Genomic DNA, 23,744 nt, shown 5'->3' with positions numbered 1-23,744 from the left:
TCCTTAACTCGGGGTTATTTAAAATAATTTTTCCATTTCTTGCGCACGGGAAACGGCGGCCTGCATCGCTTGCGCCACGGTTTCCGGCAGTTGGCGTTCGTTGAACACCCGCAGCGCTTCGGCGGTGGTGCCGCCTTTGGAGGTCACCTGCTCGCGCAGCGTGCCCAGCGGCGTATCCGGGTTGGCTTCAACCAGCGCGGCGGCGCCGGTAGCGGCCTGCTGCACCAGATCGCGCGCGGTCTGGCTGTCGAAGCCCATGCGTTCGGCTTCTTTTTGCATCGCTTCCATAAACAGGAAGAAATAAGCCGGGGCGCTGCCCGCAGCGGCGATCACGCCGTTGATGCCATTTTCGTCATCTACCCAGCAAACTTTACCGACCGAGGCCATTAAATCGCCGGTGTAGTCGCGATCCTGTTGGCTGACCTGCGCCGGCGCGTACAGCCCGCTCATGCCCTTGCCGACCAGCGACGGGGTGTTGGGCATGATGCGCACGATGTCCAGTTGGTCGCCGAGCAACTGATAGAAACGGCTGACCTGAATGCCGGCGGCGATCGACAGCACCAGTTTGCCGGCGAAATCGACCTGTTCGCGCAGCGGCTGACACACGTCGGCCATCATTTGCGGTTTGACCGCCAGCACCACGACGTCGGCTTCACGCGCGCAGGCGACGTTGTCGCCGCTGCTGACGATGCCGTAGTCCGCCGCCAACGCGTCACGGTTTTTCGGCGACGGGGCGCAGACGCTGATGGATTTGGCCGGATAGCCGCCCGCGACCAGGCCGGCGATGATTGCACGCGCCATGTTGCCGGCGCCGATAAAGGTAATCTTGCGATGTTGCATCAAATCCCTCGTCTGTTTGTCAGGCCTGCGAGTAGTCGCGGGCGCCAAAAATTGCGGTGCCGATGCGCACCAGGGTGCTGCCTGCGGCGATCGCCGCCGCCATGTCGTCCGTCATGCCCATCGACAGCGTATCGGCCTGCGGATAACGCTGACGCAGGGCGAGAAATGCGTCGTTCATCCGGCTGAATACCGCCAACTGCCGCTGATAATCCGTTTCCGGCGCCGGGATGGCCATCAGGCCGCGCAGCGCCAGATTCGGCAGCGCCGCGATCGCGTCGGCCAACGCCGGCAGTTCGTTCAACGCGATGCCGGATTTGCTCTGCTCATCGCTGATGTTGATTTGAATCAGCACGTTGAGCGGCGGCATGTCGGCCGGGCGCTGATCGCTCAGACGCTGGGCGATGCGCAGCCGATCCACGGTATGACACCAGGCGAAATGTTCCGCCACCAGCCGACTCTTATTGGATTGCAGCGGGCCGATAAAGTGCCACACCAACTCACCGCCCTGCGACGACTCGGCGAAATGCCGGATCTTGTCTACCCCTTCCTGCACGTAGTTCTCGCCGAAGGCGCGCTGGCCGGCGGCGATGGCTTCTTCGATCGCCGCCACAGGTTTGGTTTTGCTGACTGCAAGCAGAGCAACGTCTTCCGGCGTCCGCGCGCAGTTTTGCGCGGCGGCCGCGATGCGGTTTCTGACATCCTGCAGGTTCTGTTGGATAGTGCTCATTATTGACCCGGGAGAGTGATATGGATATCGATGAATTCGTGGCCCTTAGTGTAAAGCATAATGCTTCCGATCTGCACCTTTGTGCCGGTCATCCGCCGATGTTGCGCATCGACGGTGAACTGCAGCCGCTGGCGGCGGCGCCAACGCTGACGGCGCAAGGCGTGCAGGCCCTCTGCGATGGATTGCTGAATGCGCAGCAGCGCGAGAGCCTGCGGCGGCTGGGGCAGGTCGATCTGGCGTTGCACAGGCCGAGCGGGGAGCGGTTGCGCGCCAACGTTTTTCAACAAAGCGCGGGGATTTCTCTCGCGTTGCGGCGTATCGCCGGGCAATCGCCTTCGCTTGCCGAGCTGGCGGCGCCGGCCATCGTCCCGGCGCTGCTGCGGCGCGCCGACGGATTGATCCTGGTCACCGGCGCCACCGGCAGCGGCAAGTCCACCACGCTGGCGGCGATGATCGACGAGATCAACCGGCACCAGCAGCGGCATATTTTGACGCTGGAAGATCCGATCGAGTTCCTGCACCGCAGCCGGCGATCGCTGATCCAGCAGCGGGAGATCGGCCGCGACAGCCACAGCTTCGATGCGGCGTTGCGCGCCGCGCTGCGCGAAGATCCGGATGTGATCCTGCTGGGCGAGCTGCGCGATACCGCCACCATCCGGCTGGCGCTCACTGCGGCGGAGACCGGCCACCTGGTGCTGGCGACGCTGCATACCCGCAGCGCGCCGCAGGCGGTAGAACGGCTGGTGGACGTGTTTCCGGCGGAAGAGAAACCCTACGTGCGCGCCCAGCTGGCGGGCAGCCTGCAAGCGGTGATCGCGCAAAAGCTGATGAGGCGCCCCGGCGGCGGACGAGTGGCGATCTTTGAAGTGCTGACGGCGACGGCGGCGGTCAGCAACCTGATCCGTGAAGGGAAAACGCATCAGTTGGCAAGCGTGTTGCAAACCGGCGCGCAGTCCGGCATGCAAACCTTTGAGCAAGGTTTGCAGCAGCGGATCGACGCCGGTGTGTTGGGGGACTGCGCGGGGGAGGGAACGGGCGTTTAGCCCAGCTGCCGTTCGAACCAGCTTTCGAGGATAACCACCGCGGAGGCGGAATCCACGCTGCCTTTATCAAGCGCGCGGAAGCCGCCGCGATCGAACAGGTTGGCGCGCGCCTCCACGGTGCTCAGACGCTCGTCATGCAGATCGATCTGGATGCCGAAGCGGCCGTGCAGGCGGTTGGCGAACTTGCGCGCCTGGGCGGTAACGGGCTGTTCGGTGCCGTCCATGTTCAGCGGCAGGCCGACCACCACCAAATCCGGCTGCCACTCCTTCAGCAGTTTTTCGATTTTCAGCCAGTCCGGCGAACCGTCCTGCGCTTTGAAAGCCGGCAGGGCGCGGGCGCTGCCGGTCAACTCCTGGCCGACGGCCGCGCCGATGCTTTTGGTGCCAAAGTCGAAGGCGATAATGGTGCGGTTACTCATCAGGCGTGTCCTGCGTGGTTGGCGATGCTGCGAATGTCGATACCTAAAAGGTTCCCCGCCTCGCGCCAGCGGCTGGCGATCGGCGTGCGGAACAAAATGTCGGTGTTGGCTTCGATGGTCAGCCAGGCGTTTTCCAATACTTCCTGCTCCAACTGGCCCTTTTCCCAACCCGCATAACCCAGCGCCACCAGCACGTCGTCCGGTTGCTCCGGCGTGCCGAGCGTTTCCAGCACGTCTTTCGAGGTGGTGATCATGGTGTTGGGGGAAATTTGAATGCTGGCGCCAAAGCCGTGGCGCGGCGTATGCAGGATAAATCCGCGATCGTCCGCCAGGGGGCCGCCGGCGAACACCGGCTTGTCCAGGCTGATGGCCGGATCGCGCGCAGGCGGCATGATCTTCAGCTTGCTCAGCACCGTGGCTACCGTGAACTGCTCCACCGGTTTATTGATCACCAAACCCATGGCGCCTTCTTCATTGTGCTCGCAAATGTAAATCACCGAGCGCTTGAAGCGAGGATCCTGCAGCGTTGGCATGGCGATCAGAAAATGGTGCTGTAAATTCATGGCGTTAGTATAAGGTAATCAATGGGTGAGAAAATAAACAGCCGCCAGTATGCGGCTATACCCGCCGCCTTTCAAGCCGCTGCCGGAAAGGCGGGCTTTGGCGGGCGCGATACAGGATAGCGGGCGGCATGCCGCCCGCATGACGCATTACTTCGCCGCCAGGCGCTTTTCAATGGCGTCCATCAGCATGCCGGTAATCGAAATCGGGAATGCCGCCTCGATCTCGCGCGCGCAGGTTGGGCTGGTGACGTTGATTTCGGTCAGGCGATCGCCGATCACGTCCAGGCCGACGAAGATCAGCCCTTTCTCTTTCAGCGTCGGGGCGACGGCGCGGGCGATTTTCCAGTCGCTTTCGCTCAGCGGGCGCGCTTCGCCGCGGCCGCCGGCCGCCAGGTTGCCGCGGGTCTCACCCTGCGCCGGAATGCGCGCCAGGCAGTAAGGCACCGGCTCGCCGTCCACCACCAGGATGCGCTTGTCGCCGTCCTTGATCGCCGGCAGGAAGTTCTGCGCCATGCAGAAACGGCTGCCGTGTTCGGTCAGGGTTTCGATGATCACCGACAGGTTAGGATCGTCCTGCTTCACGCGGAAGATAGACGCGCCGCCCATGCCGTCCAGCGGTTTCAGGATGATGTCGCCGTGCTGCTGGTGGAATTTGCGGATGTGCGCGGCGCTGCGGCTGACCAGCGTATCCGGCGTCAGTTCCGAGAACCAGGCGGTGAACAGCTTTTCGTTGCAGTCACGCAGGCTTTGCGGCTTGTTGACCACCAGCGTGCCTTTGACTTCGGCGCGTTCCAGAATGTAGGTCGCGTAGATGTATTCGGTATCGAACGGCGGATCCTTGCGCATCAGGATCACGTCCAGATCGTGCAGCGCCAGATCCTGCTCGGCGCCGAAGCTGAACCAGCTCTCCTTGTCTTCCTTCACGCTCAGCAGGCGGGTGCGGGCGCGCCCGTCACCGGCGTGCAGATAGAGATCGTTCATCTCCATGTAGTGCAATTCGTAACCGCGGCGCTGCGCTTCGAGCAGCATGGCGAAGCTGGTGTCTTTCTTGATGTTGATGGAATCGATAGGATCCATCACGATGCCGAGCTTAATCATCTTTTCTCCTTTAACCCAGGTCGCCGAAGCGGACCTGCAGAGCGGTAATGGCGGTGAGCGCTGTGGTTTCGGTACGCAGAACGCGTGGTCCCAGCAGAATATCAGTAAATCCGTGGTCGGTGGTCATGGCGATTTCGTCGGCGGACAAACCGCCTTCCGGGCCGATCAGCAGGCGAACGCGGTCTACCGGCTGCGGCAGCGTGTTGATGCTGTGGCTGGCGCGCGGGTGCAGGTTGAGTTTCAGGCTGCCGTCCTGCTCGGCGCACCAGGCCTCCAGCGACATCGCCTCGCGGATTTCGGGAATGCGGTTGCGTCCGCACTGTTCGCAGGCGGCGATGGCGATCTTCTGCCATTGTTGGATTTTCTTCGCCAGACGCTCGCCGTCCAACTTGACGCCGCAGCGCTCGGAAAACAGCGGGGTGATGACGTTGACGCCCAGCTCGATGGATTTCTGGATGGTGAACTCCATCTTCTCGCCGCGCGAGATCACCTGGCCCAGATGCAGGTTGAGCGGCGATTCGATGTCCTCCACGCGGGCGTCGCCAAGGCGCACCAGCACGCTCTTTTTGTCCACCCGGACTATCTCGGCGTCGAACACCTGGTTGCTGCCGTCGAACAGCTGCAGCGCCTGGCCGGCGCTCATGCGCAGCACGCGCCCGACGTGGTTGGCGGCGTCCTCGCTGAGGGCGATCTCCGCCCGGTCGGTCAACGGCAGCGGATGGTAAATGCGGGGTATGCGCATGGGTAGTCTGATCCTGACGAAACGGCGCCGCGGGTTGGCGGCGCCATGAAAGATAAAGGCTATAGTAGGTTAGCTTTTCCGCTGCTGACAAGCCTGTTGAATATAGGGGTTGTGGTTGCCCTGCACCTTGGCGATACGTGCTTCACGCTGACATTCCCATTGGCTCACCGGATATTGCCGGTTCCACACCTCGAACAGTTGGGTTTGCTGGCGTGACAGCCGCAGCTGGTAGCGATCGCGCATGTAGAAGTAGGTGCGGGCAATGGCGCCGCGGGCGCGGGCGGGCGGCTCCGCCTGTTTATTCTTGAAGTCCACCTTCATTGGGCACTGCCCGTATTGGCCTGCGCCGCCGTTCCATTGGCTGTACATGAAGTTGTTGCGGTCGCCGTTCACTTCGCCGATCGCCGGCTGCAGGTTGTGCAGATCGGTTTCTATCTGGCGATAGGTGGCGTCCTTATTGCAGTTTTTGCGTCCGCCGTCTTGCCAGCACTGCAGTTGGTGGCCGAACTGCCAGGCCGGCACCACGTGTTCCCACTCGATGCGCTGCGCGCGCTGGGCGTTTTTACGCACCTGATAGCCGCAGCCGGCGAGATCCGGGATGCCCTTCTTGCCTTGCCAGTCGATGCGGCAGCCGCAGTAAAAGCTGCCCGGCGCATCCCGGTTAATCTTGGCCGCCGCCGCTTTGGCCTGAGAGAAGTTATTGATGCCGTGCGCCTGTACGGCGCCTGCGGCGAAAACCGCCATAAACAAAATTCTGCGAAGCATATTCCAAAACAGCTCAAAATTGGAAAAGCAGGCAGGGTAACGGAACTTGCCGGCAGTGGCAAATGGCGATATTTGCTTGTTTTAACGTATAAATCGTTTAACTAAAGGTTCTCGCTAGCAAGAAATTTCAGTTTTTCGCCGCACCGGCGGCAGCGGTATTCACTTTCGCCGCGCAGCACGCGGTTATGGCGGCGAATGGTGAGCGGGTGCTGCCCACAGGCGCAGCGGTAGGGGAAGGTCTTGCTTTGTACCGAGGCGGTTTCGAAACGGTGAGTGCGGCTGGCGGGCGTCAGCAGCACGCTTTCCATCATCCAGCGCCATTCGCGGCCGTGCGGCGCCACCCGGCCGAATTGGCGAAACACCAGCAGGTGCGCCAGTTCGTGCGGCACCACTTCATCGATAAACGGCTGTTGGTTTTCCAGCAGCAGCACCGGGTTCAGGCGGATTTCCCAGCTTTGCAGCCAGGCGGTGCCCGCGCTGGTGCCGCGTTGCTGATAGACGATGCTGGGTTCGGGGAACTCGACGGCAAAATGCCGGCGGGCCAACTGCAGCTTTTCTCGCAGGCAGCGCATCACCGCTTGTTGCAGCGCGATGGGGATTCTCGGTTTGTTCATTGCGGCTAGCTTAAGCAATGGCGCGGCGGCTGACAATACGCACCGGCGCAAATCGCATCCGGCGCTTTTTCGCCACATTGATAAAGCGATCGCCACCGATGGATTGTAATCAATGTGTTAACTGCGGGATAATAAAGCGTGCATGATGAGCCTGTACCCGCAGTTCTCACCGAGCAAGGTTGAAACGCCGCCTGTGGCAATCCCTTACGCAAAGAGCGGTTATTTTGCGATTTGGCGCAATAACTGACTGATTAAAAATACGTAAGGTGAAGGCAGTTTTTTGACAAGGCGCCGCCTCGCGCGCCGCAAGTGTGAATTTAACGCAGCTGATGTTGCAAGTGAGAGATCAATGTCGAATAAACCGTTCCACTATCAAGATCCGTTCCCGCTGAAGAAAGACGATACCGAATATTACCTGCTGAGCCGCGACCACGTTTCCGTGAGCGAGTTTGAAGGCCAGGAAATACTGAAAGTTGCCCCTGAAGCGTTAACCCTGCTTGCCCAGCATGCGTTCCACGACGCGTCGTTCATGCTGCGCCCGGCGCACCAACAGCAGGTGGCCGATATCCTCAAAGATCCGGACGCCAGCGAAAACGACAAGTACGTTGCGCTGCAATTTCTGCGTAACTCAGAAATCGCCGCCAAGGGTATTTTACCGACCTGCCAGGACACCGGCACGGCGATCATCGTCGGCAAAAAGGGCCAGCGCGTCTGGACCGGCGGCGGCGATGAAGAAGCGTTGTCGCGTGGGGTGTACAACACCTACATCGAAGAGAACCTGCGCTATTCGCAGAACGCCGCGCTGGATATGTACAAAGAGGTCAATACCGGCAGCAACCTGCCGGCGCAGATCGATCTCTACAGCGTGGACGGCGAAGAGTACAAGTTCCTGTGCATCGCCAAGGGCGGCGGTTCAGCCAACAAAACCTATCTGTATCAGGAAACCAAGGCGCTGCTGTCGCCGGGCAAGCTGAAAAACTACCTGGTCGACAAGATGCGCACGCTGGGCACTGCGGCCTGCCCGCCGTACCACGTGGCGTTCGTCATCGGCGGCACCTCGGCGGAAGCGACGCTGAAAACCGTCAAGCTGGCCTCGACCAAGTATTACGATGGCCTGCCGACCGAAGGCAACGAGCATGGCCAGGCGTTCCGCGATCTGGAACTCGAAGCGGAACTGCTGCAAGAAGCGCAGAACCTGGGGCTGGGCGCACAGTTCGGCGGCAAATACTTCGCGCATGATATCCGCGTCGTGCGTCTGCCGCGCCACGGCGCCTCCTGCCCGGTCGGCATGGGCGTTTCCTGTTCGGCGGACCGCAACATCAAAGGCAAGATTAACCGCGACGGCATCTGGCTGGAAAAACTGGAGCACAATCCGGGTAAATTCATTCCTCAGGAGCTGCGCCAGGCCGGGGAAGGCGAGGCGATCAAGGTCGATCTCAACCGTCCGATGGCCGAGATCCTCAAACAGCTGTCGCAGTACCCGGTTTCCACCCGCCTGTCGCTGAGCGGCACCATCATCGTTGGCCGCGATATCGCGCACGCCAAGCTGAAAGAGCGCCTGGATCGCGGTGAGGGCCTGCCGCAGTACGTCAAGGATCACCCGATCTACTACGCCGGCCCGGCTAAAACGCCGGAAGGCTATGCGTCCGGTTCCTTGGGGCCGACCACCGCCGGGCGTATGGATTCCTACGTCGACCTGCTGCAATCTCACGGCGGCAGCATGATCATGCTGGCGAAAGGCAACCGCAGCCAGCAGGTGACGGATGCCTGCCACAAGCACGGCGGCTTCTACCTCGGCAGCATCGGCGGCCCGGCGGCGGTGCTGGCGCAGCAGAGCATCAAGAGCCTGGAGTGCGTGGAGTACCCTGAATTGGGCATGGAAGCGATCTGGAAAATCGAAGTGGAAGATTTCCCGGCGTTTATCCTGGTGGATGACAAAGGCAATGACTTCTTCCAGAAGATCCAGGCCGGTCAGTGCGCCAGCTGCCTGAAATAAGCGTTGCCCCCTTCGCCGCTCGCGGGCGGTGAAGGGGGACTGTGTAAAGTCCTGTAGCTTGCTGGACGGCGAGTTTTAACCTGTATACCCTACGCGGATAGCACTAAAATTCGACTAATGGAATATCGGTAACATAAGGTTCGGCAAGCACATGGGTACGCAGGAAAGTCACATCAGGGAATTGCTGGTCTGGATTGAAGACAACCTGACCAATCCGCTGTCGTTGGATATCGTTTCCGCCAAGTCAGGCTATACGAAATGGTACCTGCAGCGCATGTTCAAGAAGCAGACCGGATTATCGTTAGCCTCCTACATCCGCGCTCGTCGCCTCTACCTCGCCGCCTTCGCCTTGCGCTTCACGCAGAAGAGCATTCTGGACATTTCGGTTGAATATCAATTCGATAATCAGCAGACGTTCTCGCGCTGTTTCAAGAAACACTTCGCCGAGTCGCCCAGCGTCTATCGTCATGCCCGCAAACAGGACTTCAGCAATCTGGTGCGTTCACTCGCGGCCAGCCAGCCCGGCGATATTGAGGTTGAACGCGTCAGCATCGCCAGAGGGCAATACGCTTTTCACGGCAAGCAGTACGCTTACCACCTGGACATAGAGAGGTTGGATAAGTCGCATTTGCCGCAGCGCAGCGCGCTGCGGGCGCAGTTTTACACCTTGTTGGGCGAGCGCCCGACGCAAACCTATTCGTTTACCCAACTGGTGCCGGACGGCGAGCGGGTCAGGGTCGACTATACCCTGGGCGTGACGACGGACTATCCGCTGCGTGAAGGCGTGGCGCTGGAGCCGCTGCCGGAGATCCACGGCGAGTTTTGCCGTTTTCGCTATTCCGGCAAGCCGGTGGCGCTCAATGATCACATCATTAAAATTTACACGCAGGTGCTGCCCGAAATGGGGCTGGCCCGCGGTGACGGGCCGGACATGACGGTGTTCAGCTATTCGCTGAGCGGGAAAGAGGAGCTGCATCTGGAGCTGCAGCATCTGGTGCCGGTGGTGCCGCTGCACTGATCCCGTCGGCGGCCGGCCGCCGGTTTTTCTGCTGCACGATCGCCGCCATCACCGCCAGGGCGATCTCCGCCGGCGTTTTGCTGCCCAGCGGCAGGCCGATCGGCGCATGGATGCGTTCCAACTCCTGCGGCGTGAATTCGGCAATCTGCTGCAACCGCTGGCGCCGCCGCGCGCTGTTTCTCAGCGATCCCATGGCGCCGATGTAAAACGCCGGAGTGTGGATCGCTTCCATCAACGTCAGATCGTCCATACGCGGATCGTGGGTCAGCGCCACGACGGCGGTATTGGCGTGGCAACCGCCGTCCTCAATGAACTTGGCCGGAAACTGGCGCAGCAGCGTCACGCCCGGTTTTAACTCGGCGGCGAAGTTATCCAGCGCCTCCGGGCGATTCTCGCACACCAGCACCTCAAACCCCAGCGCCACGGCGAAATCGGCGCAGTACAGCGCCACGCTGGACAGCCCGGCGATCAGCAGGCGCGGCGCGGCCGCGATATGCAGGGTAATCTGTTCGAGCCGGCGTTCCACCTGGGTGGCGCTGGTGAAATGACTCTGCTCGAGGCTGTGGCAGGCGTGGGGCAGCGTCAGGCGTTTGATCAACGCGTGATGCCCTTCCAGCGCGCCGGCGATGCGTCGCAGGTAAGCGACGCTGGCTTCTCCCGCCGGCAGATACTCGATCAGCACGTCCAGCACGCCGCCGCACGGCAGCGCCACGTTGGGCGTCATACCGCCTTCGCCGTAACGGATCACCTGGCTGGCCGCCTGATACTCCCCGGCGGCCACGCGGCGCAGAAAGTCCTCCTCCACGCACCCGCCCGACAACGAACCGCTGTAGCGGCCGTCGCGGGTCGCCGCCATCAGCGCGCCCGGCGAGCGCGGCGAAGAACCATAGGTGCTGAGGACGGTGCATAACCAGACCGGCTGGTGTTGCAGCCAGCTTATCGCCTGGCTGACCACGGTGACATCAAGATGTTGCATAGGTGAATTTACTCGCTGGCCGGAAGTTGCGATGGAAGATCAATATCCTGCACGACGCCGGGGTGCTCAAGTGGCAACAGGTGCACCGCTGCGCCTTGCAGCAGCCCACGGGCGCCATTATCGCCGCGCAGTTGGCAAAGTTGTTTGCGCAATAGGGCGGAAAAGCCGACCGGGTGACCGGGCTGTTGCGCATAGCTGGGGCGTACGATCGCGTGTTGCCGTAAGGCGCTCGCCACCTGCCGGAAAACGTCGGCGCCGACGAACGGCATATCGGCCAGATGGATCAGCCAGCCTTGCCAGTGCGGCGTGGCCGCAACGCCTGCGGCGATCGAGTCGCCGAGGCCCGCGCTGGCGAGCAGGGTAACCGGCACCTGATTGGCGGCGCAGGCTGCCAGCACCGGCAGATTATCCGGACGGGTCACCACCTGCACCGGCAGCTCGGAAGCCAGCGCCTGGCGCAGGGTGTGTTCGAACAGCGAACGCCGCTCGCCCGCCGCATCGGCAAACCCGGCGTTCAGTTTGTTGCCCTGGCCACCGGCCCGAATAAAGCGCTCCCCGCGTCCGGCGGCGGTAATAATGATGCCCGTGATCATGGTTCAAGCCCGCGTTTGCGCAAATTATTTATTAGCGTACAAACCTTATGTGTTTTGCAAATGTTTTTTTGTTGAAAACAGCCTGTTAATCATCACATAATTTTAGTTATAAGCATATGCTTATGACGTCTACGGCAAGGTCGTCAGCGTTTGCGCAACAACACCGCGAACAAAAACCAATTACAAGAAAGACGTGAAGGACTTATTTATGAGCAATTTCAACCCGTCGCGGCGTCGCTTTATCAAAAGCGCCGTGATTGCGGGGGTATCCGTGTACCTCGCGCCCCTGTACAGCCGCGCCTACGCCGCGCTGTTCGAGCAAAAAATCCTCCAGTCGCCCAATTGGGATCCGCAGGCCAAGCGCGTGCGTTTCCGTATCGACGGCCGCGCCAAGGTCATGGGGCAGAAGGTGTTCGCGCGCGATATCCGCGCGGTGGACATGCCGCACTGGCCGCAGAAACAGGCGCACGCCTTCATTCTGCGCGTGACCAAAGCCGACCGGTTGTTCGAAGGGGTCGATCTGTCGCTGTTGGGGGACGATCTGCAACCGGATCGCCTGGTGACGGCGGAAGATCTGGCGCGCGACGGCCTGGCCTTTCCGGCGTTCTACGGTGACGACATGCTGCTGCCGAGCGGCAAAACCCCGGCCTACCTCGGCCAGGCGGTGGCGATCCTGATCTATCACGACTTCGCCCGTTTCCGCTTCGCCAAGGACAAGCTGAAATTCCGCGAAGAAACCATCAAATACGGCGCGGTGACCGGCCCGCTCGAGCGCGATCCCTGGGGCAGCTTCCGCTATGTGCGGGTGGGGGGAGAACAACCGTTCGACGACGATCGTTTCTCCAGCCTGAAGGACACGCCGATCTTCCCGGTGTCGATGAAAAAACACCTGCCGGTGTGGCCGGAAGGGCGCGAGGGCGGCAAGCTGGATCAGGAAGGCATGCGCTATGCAGGGATGATCGCCGACGAGTTGGCGAATCCGCCGGCCGACTGGCTGGTAATGTCGCGCCGCTACACCACGCAGTCGATAGACACCTCGGCGCTGGAGCCGGACAACGCCAACGGCTGGTTCGACGCGCAGACGCAAACCCTGCATCTGGTGGTGCCGACTCAGTCGCCGCAGGAAGTGGCCGACGAGATGCCGCGCATGCTGGCCAAGCGCAATCCGCCGGTGAAACAGCTGATCCTGCACCCGTGCTATACCGTGGGCTACGGCTCGAAAGACCACTACAACTTCCCGTATTACGGCGCGGTGGCGGCGATGTATGGCGACGGCCACCCGGTGCGCCTGGCCAACGATCGCTTCGAACAGTTCCAGACGGCGTTGAAGCGCCACGCGTTCGACATGAACTACCGCATCGCGGTGAATAAGCAGACCGGCGTCATGCAGTCGTTCCTCGGTGACATGACCGCGGACGGCGGCGGCCGCAGCAACTTTACCCCTTCGGTGGTGATGGTCGGCGCAACCGCCGCCCAGTCGATTTACTACTTCCCGAAAAGCGATCTGTCGTCGGTCGGGCTGGCTTCACGCGCCATCGACGCCGGTTCGGCGCGCGGTTACGGCACGCTGCAGAGCATGGCCGCCACCGAGATGATGGTGGATGAGTTGGCCGCCGAGCTGAAGATTGACCCGATCGAGTTCCGCCTGCGCAACGTGCTGAAATCCGGCATGAAAAACACCCAGGGGGCGATCCCGGCCGGTGCGATCCGCGCCGATGAAGTGCTGGAAAAGGCGGCGAAGCATGAGATATGGCTCAAGCGCGCCGAACGCAAGGCCGAGTTTGAGAGCCGCCATCCCGGCAAGCGCTATGGCGTCGGCTTCGGCTGCGTGCAGAAAGACTTCGGCACCGGGGCGGAAACCTCGTTCGCCCGGGTGGAGCTGAGCGAAGACGGCCGCATCACCCTGCATCACAGCGGCGCGGAGATGGGCACCGGCATGTCGACCTCGCAGTCGGTATTGTGCGCGCAGTGGCTGGGCAAACCGGCCGACGAAGCGCACTTCTCGGTCACCGACTGGTCGGTATTGCCGATGGTCACCAGCGGCGATCCTTACCTGATGTCGCAGGAAGAGCAGGATAAGCTGCAAACCAACCCCAACTGGACGCCGAGCTACTGTTCGCCGTCGAGCGCCAGCAACTCGGCCTATTACTTCTCGCACAGCACCCGCGAAGCGGCGCGCCTGATCTTCGATCACGGCCTGTGGCCGGCGGCGATGGCGCTGTGGCAGGCCGGTATCGGCGGCGGCCAGGCAGCGCCGCTGGTGGTGCGGCGCGAAGATGCGCGTTGGGTCGAAGGCGGCCTGACGGCGGCGGGCATGTCGGTGCTGAGCCTCGAGCTGCTGGCCAAGACGGCTTATCAGATGGGCGGCGTCACCGGCGCGGCGGTGCATGTGTTCAACCGCTGGCAGTGGGCGGAGGCCGATTTTACGTTGAACGGCAAAAGCGAACGCCTGCCGGTCGACGGCATGGCGCTGCGCAACGCCGGCGGCGAATTCAAACCGCTGGCGCGCGGGCAGGTCTATTATCCGCCGACCCAGCGCAACAATGCGGCGGTGACCTACTACAGCGCCGTCGGCACGCTGGCGGAAGTGGCGGTGGATATCGCCACTGGCCAGGTGGAGTTGCTGAATCACCACTCGATCATGGAGTGTGGCAACCTGATCGTGCCGGAACTGGTTTCCGGCCAACTGCAGGGCGGGCTGGCGATGGGCATCGGCCATGCGCTGCACGAATATTTACCGCTGTACGAAGACGGCCCGGGCAACGGCACCTGGAACTTCAACCGTTACCACCTGCCGCGCGCCAGCGACGTGGCGGTATGGAAACAGAGCGGCGACATCCTGCCGGCGCTGTCGGAAACCGATCCGCCGAAAGGCATGGCGGAAGTGGTGATGATCCCGATCGTGGCCGCACTGGTCAACGCCATTGCCGACGCCACCGGCCACCGTTTCCGTGATTTGCCCGTTCGTGCAGAAAATATTCGTGAGGTATTACAATGAGCATTAAAACCCAGCCGATTTCCCTGACCATCAACGAGAAACAGTACGGCCCGATCGAGGTGCCGGAAGGCTTGATGATGATCGATTTCCTGCACGAGTATCTCGATTTGACCGGTTCGCGCCTCGGCTGCGGGCAGGGCATTTGCCACGCCTGCGTGGCTATTGTCGATCACCCGAGCGGCACCAGCGAAGAGGTGCGCACCTGCATCACCGGCGCGCATTTCTTCAACGGCAAGAAAGTGCGCACCGTCGAAGGCCACGCCAGGGTGGACGAACAGGGGGAGGTGGTTGAGCTGTCGCCGATCCAGCAGGCGTTTCTGGAGCACTACAGCTTCCAGTGCGGCTACTGCACGCCAGGTTTCGTCAACGCCGCCACCATCTTCGTGGAAAAGCTCAAGCGTGAGCCGATCGCCCGCGATCAGCTGGAGAACGCCATCGAGCAGGCGCTGGACAGCCACATCTGCCGCTGCACCGGCTACGTGCGCTACTACGAAGCGGTGCGCGACGTGGTGCTGAAAACGCCGGGCCTGCTGAAGGAGACGGCGCAATGAAAAAACGTCTCGCAGTGTTGATTGTGCTGGTGGCGATCGTGGTGATTGCGCTGTTGTGGTGGCGGGAAAACCGCCGTTACGACGGCCCGGTGCAGCAGGTGACCGCCAGCGCCGAACAGATCGCGCGCGGCCGCTATCTGGCGCAGGCCGCCGACTGCGCCGCCTGCCATACCGCCAGCGGCGGGGCGCCGTTGGCCGGCGGCTATCCGCTGGACACGCCGTTCGGCACGATTTACGGCAGCAACCTGACGCCGTCGGCCGACCACGGCATCGGGCGCTGGAGCAAGGACGACTTCTTCCTGGCGCTGACGCAGGGCGTGGCGCCGGGCGGACGGCACCTGTACCCGGCGATGCCTTACACCTCGTACAAGGGCATTTCGCGTCAGGACGCCGATGACATCTACGCTTACCTGATGACGCGCCCGGCGGTGGACGTGGCCATTCCGGCCAACGAGATGCCGTTCCCGTTCAACCAGCGCATGGCGCTGATCGGCTGGAACCTGCTGTTCCGCAGCCAGGATCCGCTGCCGGCCAGCTCGCAGGGCAGCTCGCCGCAATGGCAGCGCGGCCGCTATCTGGCCGATGTGCTGGGCCACTGTGGCGAATGTCACACGCCGCGCGGCGCGCTGGGGCAGATGGATCTCGGCAAGCCGATGCAGGGCGGCGATCTCGGCCGCTTCATGGCGCCGGACATTACGCCGCACGGCTTGGCGCAGCGCGGCTGGACGCCGCAGGACGTCAGCCGCTTCCTCGGCACCGGCCTCGCGCCGCAGGGTTCGGCCTTCAGTGAGATGCATATGGTGGTGGATCTCAGCACCCGTCATTTGACGCCGGAAGATCATCAGGCGCTGGCGCTGTATCTGATGGGCGAGCAGCCGCCGGCGGCGGTGCCGGTGAAAATGGGCCAGGGCAGCGATGCCGGGCGCATGACCTATCTGGATCAGTGCGCCGGCTGCCATGCGCGCGAAGGCGAAGGCAAACCGCACGTCGCACCGGCGATGCGCGATAACGCCACGCTGCGCCAGGCGGACGGCAAGAACCTGATCGTGTCGGTGCTGGACGGCCTGCCGGCCCAGCAGTTCCCGAACGGTGAAAGCATGCAGAGCATGCCGGGCTTCGGCGAGCGTCTGAGCGATGCCGACGTGGCGGAACTGGTAAACTACCTGCGGGTGACCTGGGGCGGTTTGCCGGCGGACGTCACCGCCGAGCAGGTGAAAGCGCTGCGCAAGTAAGCGGCGTTCAGACGAAAAAAATGGCCCGCATCTGCGGGCCATTTTATTGCGCGGTCACGCGATTCAACGGCTGGTGACGCCGGCGACACGTTGGCTGCGCTGTTTGATGGCGTAACCGACGGCCAGGATCGCCACCCATACCGGGATCAGCAGCACCGAGATTTGAATGCCCGGCGTCAGGTACATGATCACCAGGATGCCGGCCATGAACAGCAGGCACAGGTAGTTGCTGAACGGGTACCAGAACGCTTTGAACTTCGGCACCACGCCTTCGCGGTTTTTGGCGGCGCGGAATTTCAGGTGCGCCAGGCTGATCATCGCCCAGTTGATCACCAGCGCCGATACCACTAACGCCATCAGCAGTTCGAAGGCGCGGCCCGGGATCAGGTAGTTAATCAGCACGCACAGCGCGGTGGCGAGGGCGGAAATGCCGATGGCCACCACCGGCACGCCGCGGCCGTCGACCTTCAGCAGGCTTTTCGGGCCGTTGCCCTGCTGCGCCAAGCCGTACAGCATGCGGCTGTTGCAGTAGACGCAGCTGTTGTAGACCGACAGCGCGGCGGTGAGCACCACGATGTTCAGCACGGTCGCCACCAGGTTGCTGTTCAGCGCGTGGAAGATCAGCACGAACGGGCTGCCGCCTTCAACCACTTTGCCCCACGGGTACAGCGACAGCAGAATGGCCAGTGAACCGATATAGAAGATCAGGATGCGGTAGATCACCTGATTGGTGGCTTTTGGAATGCTTTTTTGCGGGTTGTCGGCTTCGGCGGCGGTGATGCCGACCAGCTCGAGGCCGCCGAAGGAGAACATGATCACCGCCATCGCCATCACCAGGCCCATGACGCCGTTCGGGAAGAACCCGCCCTGCGCCCACAGGTTGGTGACGGTGGCTTCCGGGCCGCCCATGCCGCTGAACAGCAGGTAGGCGCCGAACACGATCATGCCGATAATCGCCACCACTTTGATGATGGCGAACCAGAACTCCATCTCGCCGTAAACTTTGACGTTGGCCAGGTTGATGGCGTTGATCGCCAGGAAGAATACCGCGGCGGAAACCCAGGTGGGGATCTCCGGCCACCAGTACTGCACGTAGATGCCGACCGCGGTCAGCTCCGCCATCGCCACCAGGACATACAGCACCCAGTAGTTCCAGCCGGAGGCGAAGCCGGCGAAGTTGCCCCAGTATTTGTAGGCGAAGTGGCTGAAGGAGCCGGCGACCGGCTCTTCCACCACCATTTCCCCCAGCTGGCGCATGATCAGAAACGCGATGAAGCCGCCGATGGCGTAGCCGAGGAGCACTGACGGGCCGGCCATTTTTATTGTTTGAGCGATACCGAGAAATAACCCGGTGCCGATTGCGCCACCTAAGGCGATGAGCTGAATATGGCGGTTTTTCAGGCCGCGCTTCAGCTGGTCACCATGCTGTTGACCATCCATCAATCTAACCCTCTGTCGTTGTGAATGCCCACCTGCCTGTAAAGCAGTGGTTACGATGTGTGTTTTGTTTTATTTACGGCGTTATAGCTATTAATTCCACGGCGCCGCTACCGTTTGGCAGAGAATAATGTTATGCGCGTCGGTTTGCACCTGCTTTGTCGTGTGAGTGATTAAGATTGCAGCAGTTTAGGAAACAAAATGCGGGTTGTGTGACGGCAGGGGGGATTCAGTGCATGAAATAAGCAACAAATCACATAATGCGCAAAAATAACGTAGATCTGAACGGTGGGCCGCGTTCAAATAATGAACGAACCGCCGTTGCGCTGTTCGCCAAATAGCCATTCATTAAAGCGTAATAACCATGCAATAAAACTCGGGCAAAAAGTTTGCACTCTGCCTTGCGTAAGGTTTGGTAAAAGTTAAATCCCCAACCCGCCGCGTAAATGGTAATACCATCACGGCGTTACCGGTTTGCAGCGGGGTTTTCAGCGGGGTGTTAAAATGTGCGGGTAACCTGATTTCGATCAAGGCCCGTATGGACAGGAGGTGAATACTTTGTTACTTTACCGTCACGTTTTTGAAATTGGTATTACCAATTGACTCCGCGCCATTCGCAGAGAAGAATTCACTCATGGCCTACAGCAAAATCCGCCAACCCAAGTTGTCAGATGTTATCGAGCAACAGCTCGAATACCTGATCCTCGAGGGGACACTGCGCCCAGGCGAAAAACTGCCTCCGGAGCGTGAGCTGGCGAAACAATTTGATGTCTCCCGTCCTTCTCTGAGAGAGGCCATTCAGCGCCTTGAAGCGAAAGGGCTGCTCCTGCGCCGTCAGGGCGGCGGCACCTTCGTGCAAACTAATCTGTGGCAGAGCTTCAGCGATCCGCTGGCCGAGCTGCTGGCCGACCATCCCGAATCACAGTTCGATCTGCTGGAAACCCGTCACGCGCTGGAAGGCATTGCCGCCTATTACGCGGCGCTGCGCGGCACCGATGAAGATCTGGCGCGCATCCGCGATTGCCACATCGTGATTCAACAGGCTCAAGACAGCGGCGATCTCGACGCCGAAGCCGATGCGGTCATGCAGTATCAAATCGCCGTGACTGAAGCCGCTCACAACGTTGTGTTACTTCACCTGCTACGCTGCATGGGGCCGATGCTGGAACAGAACGTGCGTCAGAACTTTGAATTGCTCTACTCGCGCCGTGAGATGTTGGCAAAAGTGAGCAGCCACCGCGCCGGAATTTTTGAGGCGATTGTGGCACGCGAGCCGGAAAAGGCCCGTGAAGCCTCGCATCGCCACTTGGCGTTTATCGAGGAAATCTTGCTGGATCTCAGCCGGGAGCATACTCGGCGCGAGAGATCGCTGCGGCGTCTCCAGCAACGCAAGGATTAAGAGCTGTCCTCTTCAGGGTACACCAGCCTGCGGGGGTTAAGTTCGAGGTACTTAGTTAAGTACTTAAGCGGCAACTAAACTGATGGGCCTGTCTTCGTGTGTTTTTTCACAGAGCACAGGAAGACAGGCTCCAAACAAACCATTAGACAGATAAGGAATACCACCATGTCAGAACGTTTAAACAATGACGTGGATCCGATCGAAACCCGCGACTGGCTGCAGGCGATCGAATCGGTCATCCGTGAAGAGGGTGTTGAGCGAGCTCAGTTTCTGATTGATCAGGTATTGGGAGAAGCCCGCAAAGGCGGCGTTAACGTTGCGGCCGGTGCTGCAGCGCACAACTACGTCAACACCATCGCGGTAGAAGACGAACCGGCTTACCCAGGCAACCTGGATCTGGAACGCCGCATTCGCTCTGCGATCCGTTGGAACGCGATCATGACCGTTCTGCGCGCATCCAAGAAAGACCTGGAGCTGGGCGGCCACATGGCTTCCTTCCAGTCTTCCGCGACCTTCTATGAAGTCTGCTTTAACCACTTCTTCCGCGCACGCAACGAGAAAGACGGCGGCGACCTGGTCTACTTCCAGGGCCACATCTCTCCGGGCGTTTACGCGCGTGCCTTCCTTGAAGGCCGCCTGACTGAAGAACAGATGAACAACTTCCGTCAGGAAGTGCACGGCAACGGTCTGTCCTCTTACCCGCATCCTAAGCTGATGCCGGAATTCTGGCAGTTCCCGACCGTATCCATGGGCCTGGGCCCAATCAGCGCCATCTATCAGGCGAAGTTCCTGAAATACCTGGAACACCGCGGCCTGAAAGACACCTCTGAGCAGACCGTTTACGCCTTCCTGGGCGACGGCGAGATGGATGAGCCGGAATCCAAAGGCGCCATCACCATCGCCACCCGCGAGAAGCTGGACAACCTGGTGTTCGTCATCAACTGCAACCTGCAGCGCCTGGACGGCCCGGTCACCGGTAACGGCAAGATCATCAACGAACTGGAAGGCATCTTCTCCGGCGCAGGCTGGCAAGTGCTGAAAGTGATCTGGGGCGGCCGTTGGGACGAGCTGCTGCGCAAAGACACCAGCGGTAAACTGGTTCAGCTGATGAACGAGACCCTGGACGGCGACTACCAGACCTTCAAATCCAAAGACGGCGCTTACGTGCGCGAGCACTTCTTCGGCCGTTACCCGGAAACCGCGGCGCTGGTCAAAGACATGACCGACGACGAAATCTGGGCGCTGAACCGTGGTGGTCACGATCCGAAGAAAATCTTCGCTGCACTGAAAAAAGCGCAGGACACCAAAGGCAAACCGACCGTTATCCTGGCCCACACCATCAAAGGTTACGGCATGGGTGAAACCGCGGAAGGTAAAAACATCGCTCACCAGGTGAAGAAAATGAACATGGAAGGGGTTCACCACTTCCGCGATCGTTTCAACGTGCCGGTTGCCGATGCTGACATCGAAAAACTGCCGTACATCACCTTCGAGAAAGATTCCGAAGAGTACAAATACCTGCACGAACGTCGCCAGGCGCTGAAAGGCTACGTGCCTACCCGTCTGCCGGAGTTCACCCAGAAGCTGGAAATGCCGGCGCTGGAAGATTTCAGCTCGCTGCTGGAAGAACAGAACAAAGAGATCTCCACCACTATCGCCTTCGTGCGTGCCCTGAACGTGATGCTGAAGAACAAGTCGATCAAAGATCGCCTGGTGCCAATCATCGCCGACGAAGCGCGTACCTTCGGTATGGAAGGTCTGTTCCGTCAGATCGGTATCTACAGCCCGAACGGCCAGCAGTACACCCCGCAGGACCGTGAGCAGGTTGCTTACTACAAAGAAGACGAGAAAGGCCAAATCCTGCAGGAAGGCATCAACGAACTGGGCGCAGCCTCTTCCTGGCTTGCCGCAGCGACCTCCTACAGCACCAACGATCTGCCGATGATTCCGTTCTACATCTACTACTCGATGTTCGGTTTCCAACGCATCGGCGACCTGTGCTGGGCAGCGGGCGACCAACAGGCGCGCGGCTTCCTGATCGGCGGGACCTCGGGCCGTACTACCCTGAACGGCGAAGGTCTGCAGCACGAAGATGGCCACAGCCACATCCAGTCTCTGACCATCCCTAACTGCATCTCTTACGATCCGGCTTACGCGTACGAAGTGGCGGTCATCATGCACGATGGTCTGGTGCGCATGTATGGCGACAACCCGGAAAACGTGTACTACTACCTGACCACGCTGAACGAAAACTACCACATGCCTGCGATGCCGCAGGGTGCGGAAGAAGGTATCCGCAAGGGTATCTACAAGCTGGAAACGCTGGAAGGCAGCAAAGGCAAGGTGCAGCTGCTGGGCTCCGGCGCCATCCTGCGCCACGTGCGCGAAGCTGCGCAGATCCTGGCGAAGGACTACGGCGTGGGTTCCGACACCTACAGCGTGACCTCGTTCACCGAACTGGCGCGCGACGGCCAGGATTGCGAGCGTTGGAACATGCTGCACCCAACCGAAGCGCCACGCGTGCCTTACATCGCTCAGGTGATGAACGAAGCGCCGGCGGTAGCCTCTACCGACTACATGAAACTGTTCGCCGAACAGGTTCGTACTTATGTGCCGGCCAGCGATTATCGCGTACTGGGCACCGACGGCTTCGGTCGTTCGGACAGCCGCGAAAACCTGCGTCACCACTTCGAAGTCGATGCGTCCTACGTGGTGGTTGCTGCTCTGGGTGAACTGGCTAAACGCGGTGAGATCGAAGCTTCCGTGGTTGCTGATGCAATCAAGAAATTCGACATCAACCCGGAAAAAGTTAACCCGCGTCTGGCCTAAGAGGTACTGAATAATGTCTATCGAAATCAACGTACCGGACATCGGTGCAGATGAAGTCGAAATCACCGAGATTCTGGTGAAGGTCGGCGATAAAGTTGAAGCGGAACAATCGCTGATCACCGTGGAAGGCGACAAGGCTTCCATGGAAGTGCCCTCCCCGCAGGCGGGCGTGGTGAAAGAGATTAAAGTGGCGGTCGGCGATAAAACCGAAACCGGCAAACTGATCATGATCTTCGAAGCGGCAGGCGCAGCGGAAGCTGCACCGGCGGCGAAAGCGGAAGAAAAACCGGCGGCAGCAGCTGCCCCGGCTGCCGCTGCGGCCAAAGACGTTGCCGTGCCGGATATCGGCGCCGACGAAGTCGAAGTGACCGAGATCCTGGTGAAAGTGGGCGACAAGGTGGAAGCCGAGCAGTCCCTGATCACTGTGGAAGGCGACAAGGCTTCCATGGAAGTCCCTGCGCCGTTCGCGGGCACCGTGAAAGAGATCAAGATCGCGACCGGCGACAAAGTGAAAACCGGTTCCCTGATCATGGTGTTCGAAGTGGCCGGCGCCGCTTCCGCTGCGGCCCCGGCTGCGGCGCAAGCACCGGCTGCCGCCGCAGCGCCTGCGGCCTCTGCGGCTAAAGACGTCGCCGTGCCGGATATCGGCGGTGACGAAGTCGAAGTGACCGAGGTGATGGTCAAGGTGGGCGACAAGGTTGCCGCCGAGCAGTCTCTGATCACCGTGGAAGGCGACAAGGCCTCCATGGAAGTGCCAGCGCCGTTCGCGGGCACCGTGAAAGAGATCAAGATCGCGACCGGCGACAAAGTGAAAACCGGCTCCCTGATCATGGTGTTCGAAGTGGAAGGCGCTGCGCCTGCCGCTGCCGCCGCTCCAGCCGCTAAAGCGGACGCTGCGCCGGCGCCGGCCGCCGCTAAAGCCGCCGCTCCGGCTGCGAAAGCTGAAGACAAAGGCGAGTTCGCCGAGAACGCGGCCTACGTGCACGCGACTCCGGTCATTCGTCGTCTGGCGCGTGAATTCGGCGTTAACCTGGCGAAAGTGAAAGGCACCGGTCGTAAAGGCCGCATCCTGCGCGAAGACGTTCAGGCTTACGTGAAAGACGCGGTGAAACGCGCTGAAGCGGCCCCGGCTGCTGCCGGCGGCGGTCTGCCAGGCATGCTGCCATGGCCGAAAGTGGACTTCAGCAAGTTCGGCGAGATCGAAGAAGTCGAAATGGGCCGCATCCAGAAGATCTCTGGCGCGAACCTGAGCCGCAACTGGGTGATGATCCCGCACGTGACTCACTTCGACAAAACCGACATCACCGATCTGGAAGCGTTCCGCAAGCAGCAGAACGAAGAAGCGGCCAAGCGCAAGCTGGACGTGAAGTTCACGCCTGTCGTGTTCATCATGAAAGCTGTCGCTGCCGCTCTGGAGCAGATGCCGCGCTTCAACAGCTCGCTGTCCGAAGACGGTCAGAAGCTGACGCTGAAGAAATACATCAACATCGGCGTGGCGGTAGATACCCCGAACGGCCTGGTGGTTCCGGTGTTCAAGGACGTGAACAAGAAGAGCATCACCGAGCTGTCTCGCGAGCTGATGACCATCTCCAAGAAAGCGCGCGACGGCAAGCTGACCGCGGGCGAGATGCAGGGCGGCTGCTTCACCATCTCCAGCCTGGGCGGCATCGGGACAACTCACTTCGCGCCGATCGTCAACGCGCCGGAAGTGGCTATCCTGGGTGTCTCCAAGTCTGCGATGGAGCCGGTCTGGAACGGTAAAGAGTTCATGCCGCGCCTGATGATGCCGATGTCGCTGTCCTTCGACCACCGCGTTATCGACGGTGCCGATGGTGCGCGCTTCATCACCATCATCAACAACATGTTGTCCGACATTCGCCGTCTGGTGATGTAATGCAAAAGGG

General features: G+C 60.8%; 20 protein-coding genes. 9 read left to right on the top strand and 11 right to left on the bottom strand.

Features of this window, described 5'->3' with window-relative positions; genetic code table 11:
• Nucleotides 1-18: 18 nt before the first annotated feature.
• Both proC and EDY99_RS17675 read right to left on the bottom strand, forming a co-directional pair.
• Nucleotides 19-840 (bottom strand): pyrroline-5-carboxylate reductase, encoded by an 822-nt coding sequence (proC, locus tag EDY99_RS17680; protein WP_122004408.1) that lies wholly within the window; start codon nt 838-840, stop codon nt 19-21.
• Nucleotides 841-859: 19 nt separating this feature from the next.
• A complete protein-coding gene (locus tag EDY99_RS17675; RefSeq protein WP_089197424.1) occupies nt 860-1,567 on the bottom strand; it encodes a YggS family pyridoxal phosphate-dependent enzyme in 708 nt (235 codons plus the stop codon).
• 20 nt (nt 1,568-1,587) lie between these two features.
• On the opposite strand from EDY99_RS17675, the gene EDY99_RS17670 reads away from it, so the two are divergent.
• Nucleotides 1,588-2,610, top strand: a complete 1,023-nt coding sequence (locus EDY99_RS17670; protein ID WP_046687801.1) for a type IV pilus twitching motility protein PilT — start codon at nt 1,588-1,590, stop codon at nt 2,608-2,610.
• On the opposite strand, the gene ruvX is transcribed toward EDY99_RS17670, so the two are convergent.
• From ruvX to EDY99_RS17640, 6 genes are all read right to left on the bottom strand, one after another.
• Nucleotides 2,607-3,029 carry a Holliday junction resolvase RuvX gene (gene ruvX / locus EDY99_RS17665; RefSeq protein WP_015379046.1) on the bottom strand — a complete coding sequence of 141 codons (423 nt, stop codon included), beginning with the start codon at nt 3,027-3,029 and terminating at the stop codon, nt 2,607-2,609. The two genes, EDY99_RS17670 and ruvX, sit on opposite strands and share 4 nt — an antisense overlap.
• Entirely contained in the window at nt 3,029-3,592 is a 564-nt protein-coding gene (locus tag EDY99_RS17660) for a YqgE/AlgH family protein (protein WP_004937452.1), read from the bottom strand. Before EDY99_RS17660 ends, ruvX begins: the two co-directional genes overlap by 1 nt.
• A gap of 147 nt (nt 3,593-3,739) precedes the next feature.
• The gene (gene gshB, locus EDY99_RS17655; protein ID WP_033651325.1) at nt 3,740-4,690 is read right to left on the bottom strand and encodes a glutathione synthase; all 951 of its coding nucleotides are present in this window, start codon (nt 4,688-4,690) and stop codon (nt 3,740-3,742) included.
• 10 nt (nt 4,691-4,700) lie between these two features.
• A complete protein-coding gene (gene rsmE / locus EDY99_RS17650; protein ID WP_123061964.1) occupies nt 4,701-5,432 on the bottom strand; it encodes a 16S rRNA (uracil(1498)-N(3))-methyltransferase in 732 nt (243 codons plus the stop codon).
• A gap of 69 nt (nt 5,433-5,501) precedes the next feature.
• Nucleotides 5,502-6,197 carry a deoxyribonuclease I gene (endA, locus tag EDY99_RS17645; protein WP_033644681.1) on the bottom strand — a complete coding sequence of 232 codons (696 nt, stop codon included), beginning with the start codon at nt 6,195-6,197 and terminating at the stop codon, nt 5,502-5,504.
• Nucleotides 6,198-6,298: 101 nt separating this feature from the next.
• Nucleotides 6,299-6,811 (bottom strand): SprT family zinc-dependent metalloprotease, encoded by a 513-nt coding sequence (locus EDY99_RS17640; protein WP_033651326.1) that lies wholly within the window; start codon nt 6,809-6,811, stop codon nt 6,299-6,301.
• A 349-nt stretch (nt 6,812-7,160) separates the two neighbouring features.
• Here EDY99_RS17640 and fumA point away from each other — a divergent pair, with 349 nt between their 5' ends.
• Both fumA and EDY99_RS17630 read left to right on the top strand, forming a co-directional pair.
• A complete protein-coding gene (fumA, locus tag EDY99_RS17635; protein WP_033644683.1) occupies nt 7,161-8,807 on the top strand; it encodes a class I fumarate hydratase FumA in 1,647 nt (548 codons plus the stop codon).
• 151 nt (nt 8,808-8,958) lie between these two features.
• Complete coding sequence (locus EDY99_RS17630; protein WP_033644684.1) at nt 8,959-9,825, top strand: helix-turn-helix domain-containing protein; 867 nt, start codon at nt 8,959-8,961, stop codon at nt 9,823-9,825.
• Here EDY99_RS17630 and EDY99_RS17625 read toward each other — a convergent pair.
• Entirely contained in the window at nt 9,749-10,801 is a 1,053-nt protein-coding gene (locus EDY99_RS17625) for an XdhC family protein (protein WP_047573689.1), read from the bottom strand. The genes EDY99_RS17630 and EDY99_RS17625 overlap by 77 nt on opposite strands.
• An 8-nt stretch (nt 10,802-10,809) precedes the next feature.
• Nucleotides 10,810-11,394, bottom strand: coding sequence for an NTP transferase domain-containing protein (locus tag EDY99_RS17620; RefSeq protein WP_047573692.1), 585 nt, complete (start codon nt 11,392-11,394; stop codon nt 10,810-10,812).
• Between the two features lie 208 nt (nt 11,395-11,602).
• Here EDY99_RS17620 and EDY99_RS17615 point away from each other — a divergent pair, with 208 nt between their 5' ends.
• Genes EDY99_RS17615 through EDY99_RS17605 form a run of 3 tightly spaced genes read left to right on the top strand, consistent with a single transcriptional unit; the run spans nt 11,603 to nt 16,175 of the window.
• Nucleotides 11,603-14,392 carry a xanthine dehydrogenase family protein molybdopterin-binding subunit gene (locus tag EDY99_RS17615; RefSeq protein WP_047573695.1) on the top strand — a complete coding sequence of 930 codons (2,790 nt, stop codon included), beginning with the start codon at nt 11,603-11,605 and terminating at the stop codon, nt 14,390-14,392.
• Complete coding sequence (locus EDY99_RS17610; protein ID WP_015379038.1) at nt 14,389-14,943, top strand: (2Fe-2S)-binding protein; 555 nt, start codon at nt 14,389-14,391, stop codon at nt 14,941-14,943. The genes EDY99_RS17615 and EDY99_RS17610 overlap by 4 nt, the downstream gene beginning before the upstream one ends.
• Nucleotides 14,940-16,175: a cytochrome c gene (locus EDY99_RS17605; RefSeq protein WP_042785361.1), complete on the top strand. Its 1,236-nt coding sequence runs from the start codon at nt 14,940-14,942 to the stop codon at nt 16,173-16,175. Before EDY99_RS17610 ends, EDY99_RS17605 begins: the two co-directional genes overlap by 4 nt.
• Before the next feature lie 63 nt (nt 16,176-16,238).
• Here the strand turns inward: EDY99_RS17605 and EDY99_RS17600 are convergent, their stop codons facing one another.
• Nucleotides 16,239-17,615 (bottom strand): amino acid permease, encoded by a 1,377-nt coding sequence (locus EDY99_RS17600; RefSeq protein WP_042785360.1) that lies wholly within the window; start codon nt 17,613-17,615, stop codon nt 16,239-16,241.
• 631 nt (nt 17,616-18,246) lie between these two features.
• Here EDY99_RS17600 and pdhR point away from each other — a divergent pair.
• From pdhR to aceF, 3 genes are all read left to right on the top strand, one after another.
• Nucleotides 18,247-19,011, top strand: a complete 765-nt coding sequence (pdhR, locus tag EDY99_RS17595) for a pyruvate dehydrogenase complex transcriptional repressor PdhR (protein ID WP_004937490.1) — start codon at nt 18,247-18,249, stop codon at nt 19,009-19,011.
• A 165-nt stretch (nt 19,012-19,176) separates the two neighbouring features.
• Nucleotides 19,177-21,840 carry a pyruvate dehydrogenase (acetyl-transferring), homodimeric type gene (aceE, locus tag EDY99_RS17590; protein WP_089197421.1) on the top strand — a complete coding sequence of 888 codons (2,664 nt, stop codon included), beginning with the start codon at nt 19,177-19,179 and terminating at the stop codon, nt 21,838-21,840.
• A gap of 13 nt (nt 21,841-21,853) precedes the next feature.
• A complete protein-coding gene (gene aceF, locus EDY99_RS17585; protein WP_033644691.1) occupies nt 21,854-23,734 on the top strand; it encodes a pyruvate dehydrogenase complex dihydrolipoyllysine-residue acetyltransferase in 1,881 nt (626 codons plus the stop codon).
• The last annotated feature ends 10 nt before the right edge of the window (nt 23,735-23,744 follow it).

This window comes from Serratia sp. LS-1 (genome assembly GCF_003719595.1).
GTDB lineage: Bacteria > Pseudomonadota > Gammaproteobacteria > Enterobacterales > Enterobacteriaceae > Serratia > Serratia ureilytica.
The sequence above is the reverse complement of the archived record's forward strand: the minus strand, read 5'-3'. Positions and strand labels throughout refer to the sequence as shown.

What these genes read in the sequence shown, in the direction of transcription:
- proC (WP_122004408.1), bottom strand. Translation starts at nt 840, where the DNA reads ATGCAACATCGCAAGATTACCTTTATCGGCGCCGGCAACATGGCGCGT.
- EDY99_RS17675 (WP_089197424.1), bottom strand. Translation starts at nt 1,567, where the DNA reads ATGAGCACTATCCAACAGAACCTGCAGGATGTCAGAAACCGCATCGCG.
- EDY99_RS17670 (WP_046687801.1), top strand. Translation starts at nt 1,588, where the DNA reads ATGGATATCGATGAATTCGTGGCCCTTAGTGTAAAGCATAATGCTTCC.
- ruvX (WP_015379046.1), bottom strand. Translation starts at nt 3,029, where the DNA reads ATGAGTAACCGCACCATTATCGCCTTCGACTTTGGCACCAAAAGCATC.
- EDY99_RS17660 (WP_004937452.1), bottom strand. Translation starts at nt 3,592, where the DNA reads ATGAATTTACAGCACCATTTTCTGATCGCCATGCCAACGCTGCAGGAT.
- gshB (WP_033651325.1), bottom strand. Translation starts at nt 4,690, where the DNA reads ATGATTAAGCTCGGCATCGTGATGGATCCTATCGATTCCATCAACATC.
- rsmE (WP_123061964.1), bottom strand. Translation starts at nt 5,432, where the DNA reads ATGCGCATACCCCGCATTTACCATCCGCTGCCGTTGACCGACCGGGCG.
- endA (WP_033644681.1), bottom strand. Translation starts at nt 6,197, where the DNA reads ATGCTTCGCAGAATTTTGTTTATGGCGGTTTTCGCCGCAGGCGCCGTA.
- EDY99_RS17640 (WP_033651326.1), bottom strand. Translation starts at nt 6,811, where the DNA reads ATGAACAAACCGAGAATCCCCATCGCGCTGCAACAAGCGGTGATGCGC.
- fumA (WP_033644683.1), top strand. Translation starts at nt 7,161, where the DNA reads ATGTCGAATAAACCGTTCCACTATCAAGATCCGTTCCCGCTGAAGAAA.
- EDY99_RS17630 (WP_033644684.1), top strand. Translation starts at nt 8,959, where the DNA reads ATGGGTACGCAGGAAAGTCACATCAGGGAATTGCTGGTCTGGATTGAA.
- EDY99_RS17625 (WP_047573689.1), bottom strand. Translation starts at nt 10,801, where the DNA reads ATGCAACATCTTGATGTCACCGTGGTCAGCCAGGCGATAAGCTGGCTG.
- EDY99_RS17620 (WP_047573692.1), bottom strand. Translation starts at nt 11,394, where the DNA reads ATGATCACGGGCATCATTATTACCGCCGCCGGACGCGGGGAGCGCTTT.
- EDY99_RS17615 (WP_047573695.1), top strand. Translation starts at nt 11,603, where the DNA reads ATGAGCAATTTCAACCCGTCGCGGCGTCGCTTTATCAAAAGCGCCGTG.
- EDY99_RS17610 (WP_015379038.1), top strand. Translation starts at nt 14,389, where the DNA reads ATGAGCATTAAAACCCAGCCGATTTCCCTGACCATCAACGAGAAACAG.
- EDY99_RS17605 (WP_042785361.1), top strand. Translation starts at nt 14,940, where the DNA reads ATGAAAAAACGTCTCGCAGTGTTGATTGTGCTGGTGGCGATCGTGGTG.
- EDY99_RS17600 (WP_042785360.1), bottom strand. Translation starts at nt 17,615, where the DNA reads ATGGATGGTCAACAGCATGGTGACCAGCTGAAGCGCGGCCTGAAAAAC.
- pdhR (WP_004937490.1), top strand. Translation starts at nt 18,247, where the DNA reads ATGGCCTACAGCAAAATCCGCCAACCCAAGTTGTCAGATGTTATCGAG.
- aceE (WP_089197421.1), top strand. Translation starts at nt 19,177, where the DNA reads ATGTCAGAACGTTTAAACAATGACGTGGATCCGATCGAAACCCGCGAC.
- aceF (WP_033644691.1), top strand. Translation starts at nt 21,854, where the DNA reads ATGTCTATCGAAATCAACGTACCGGACATCGGTGCAGATGAAGTCGAA.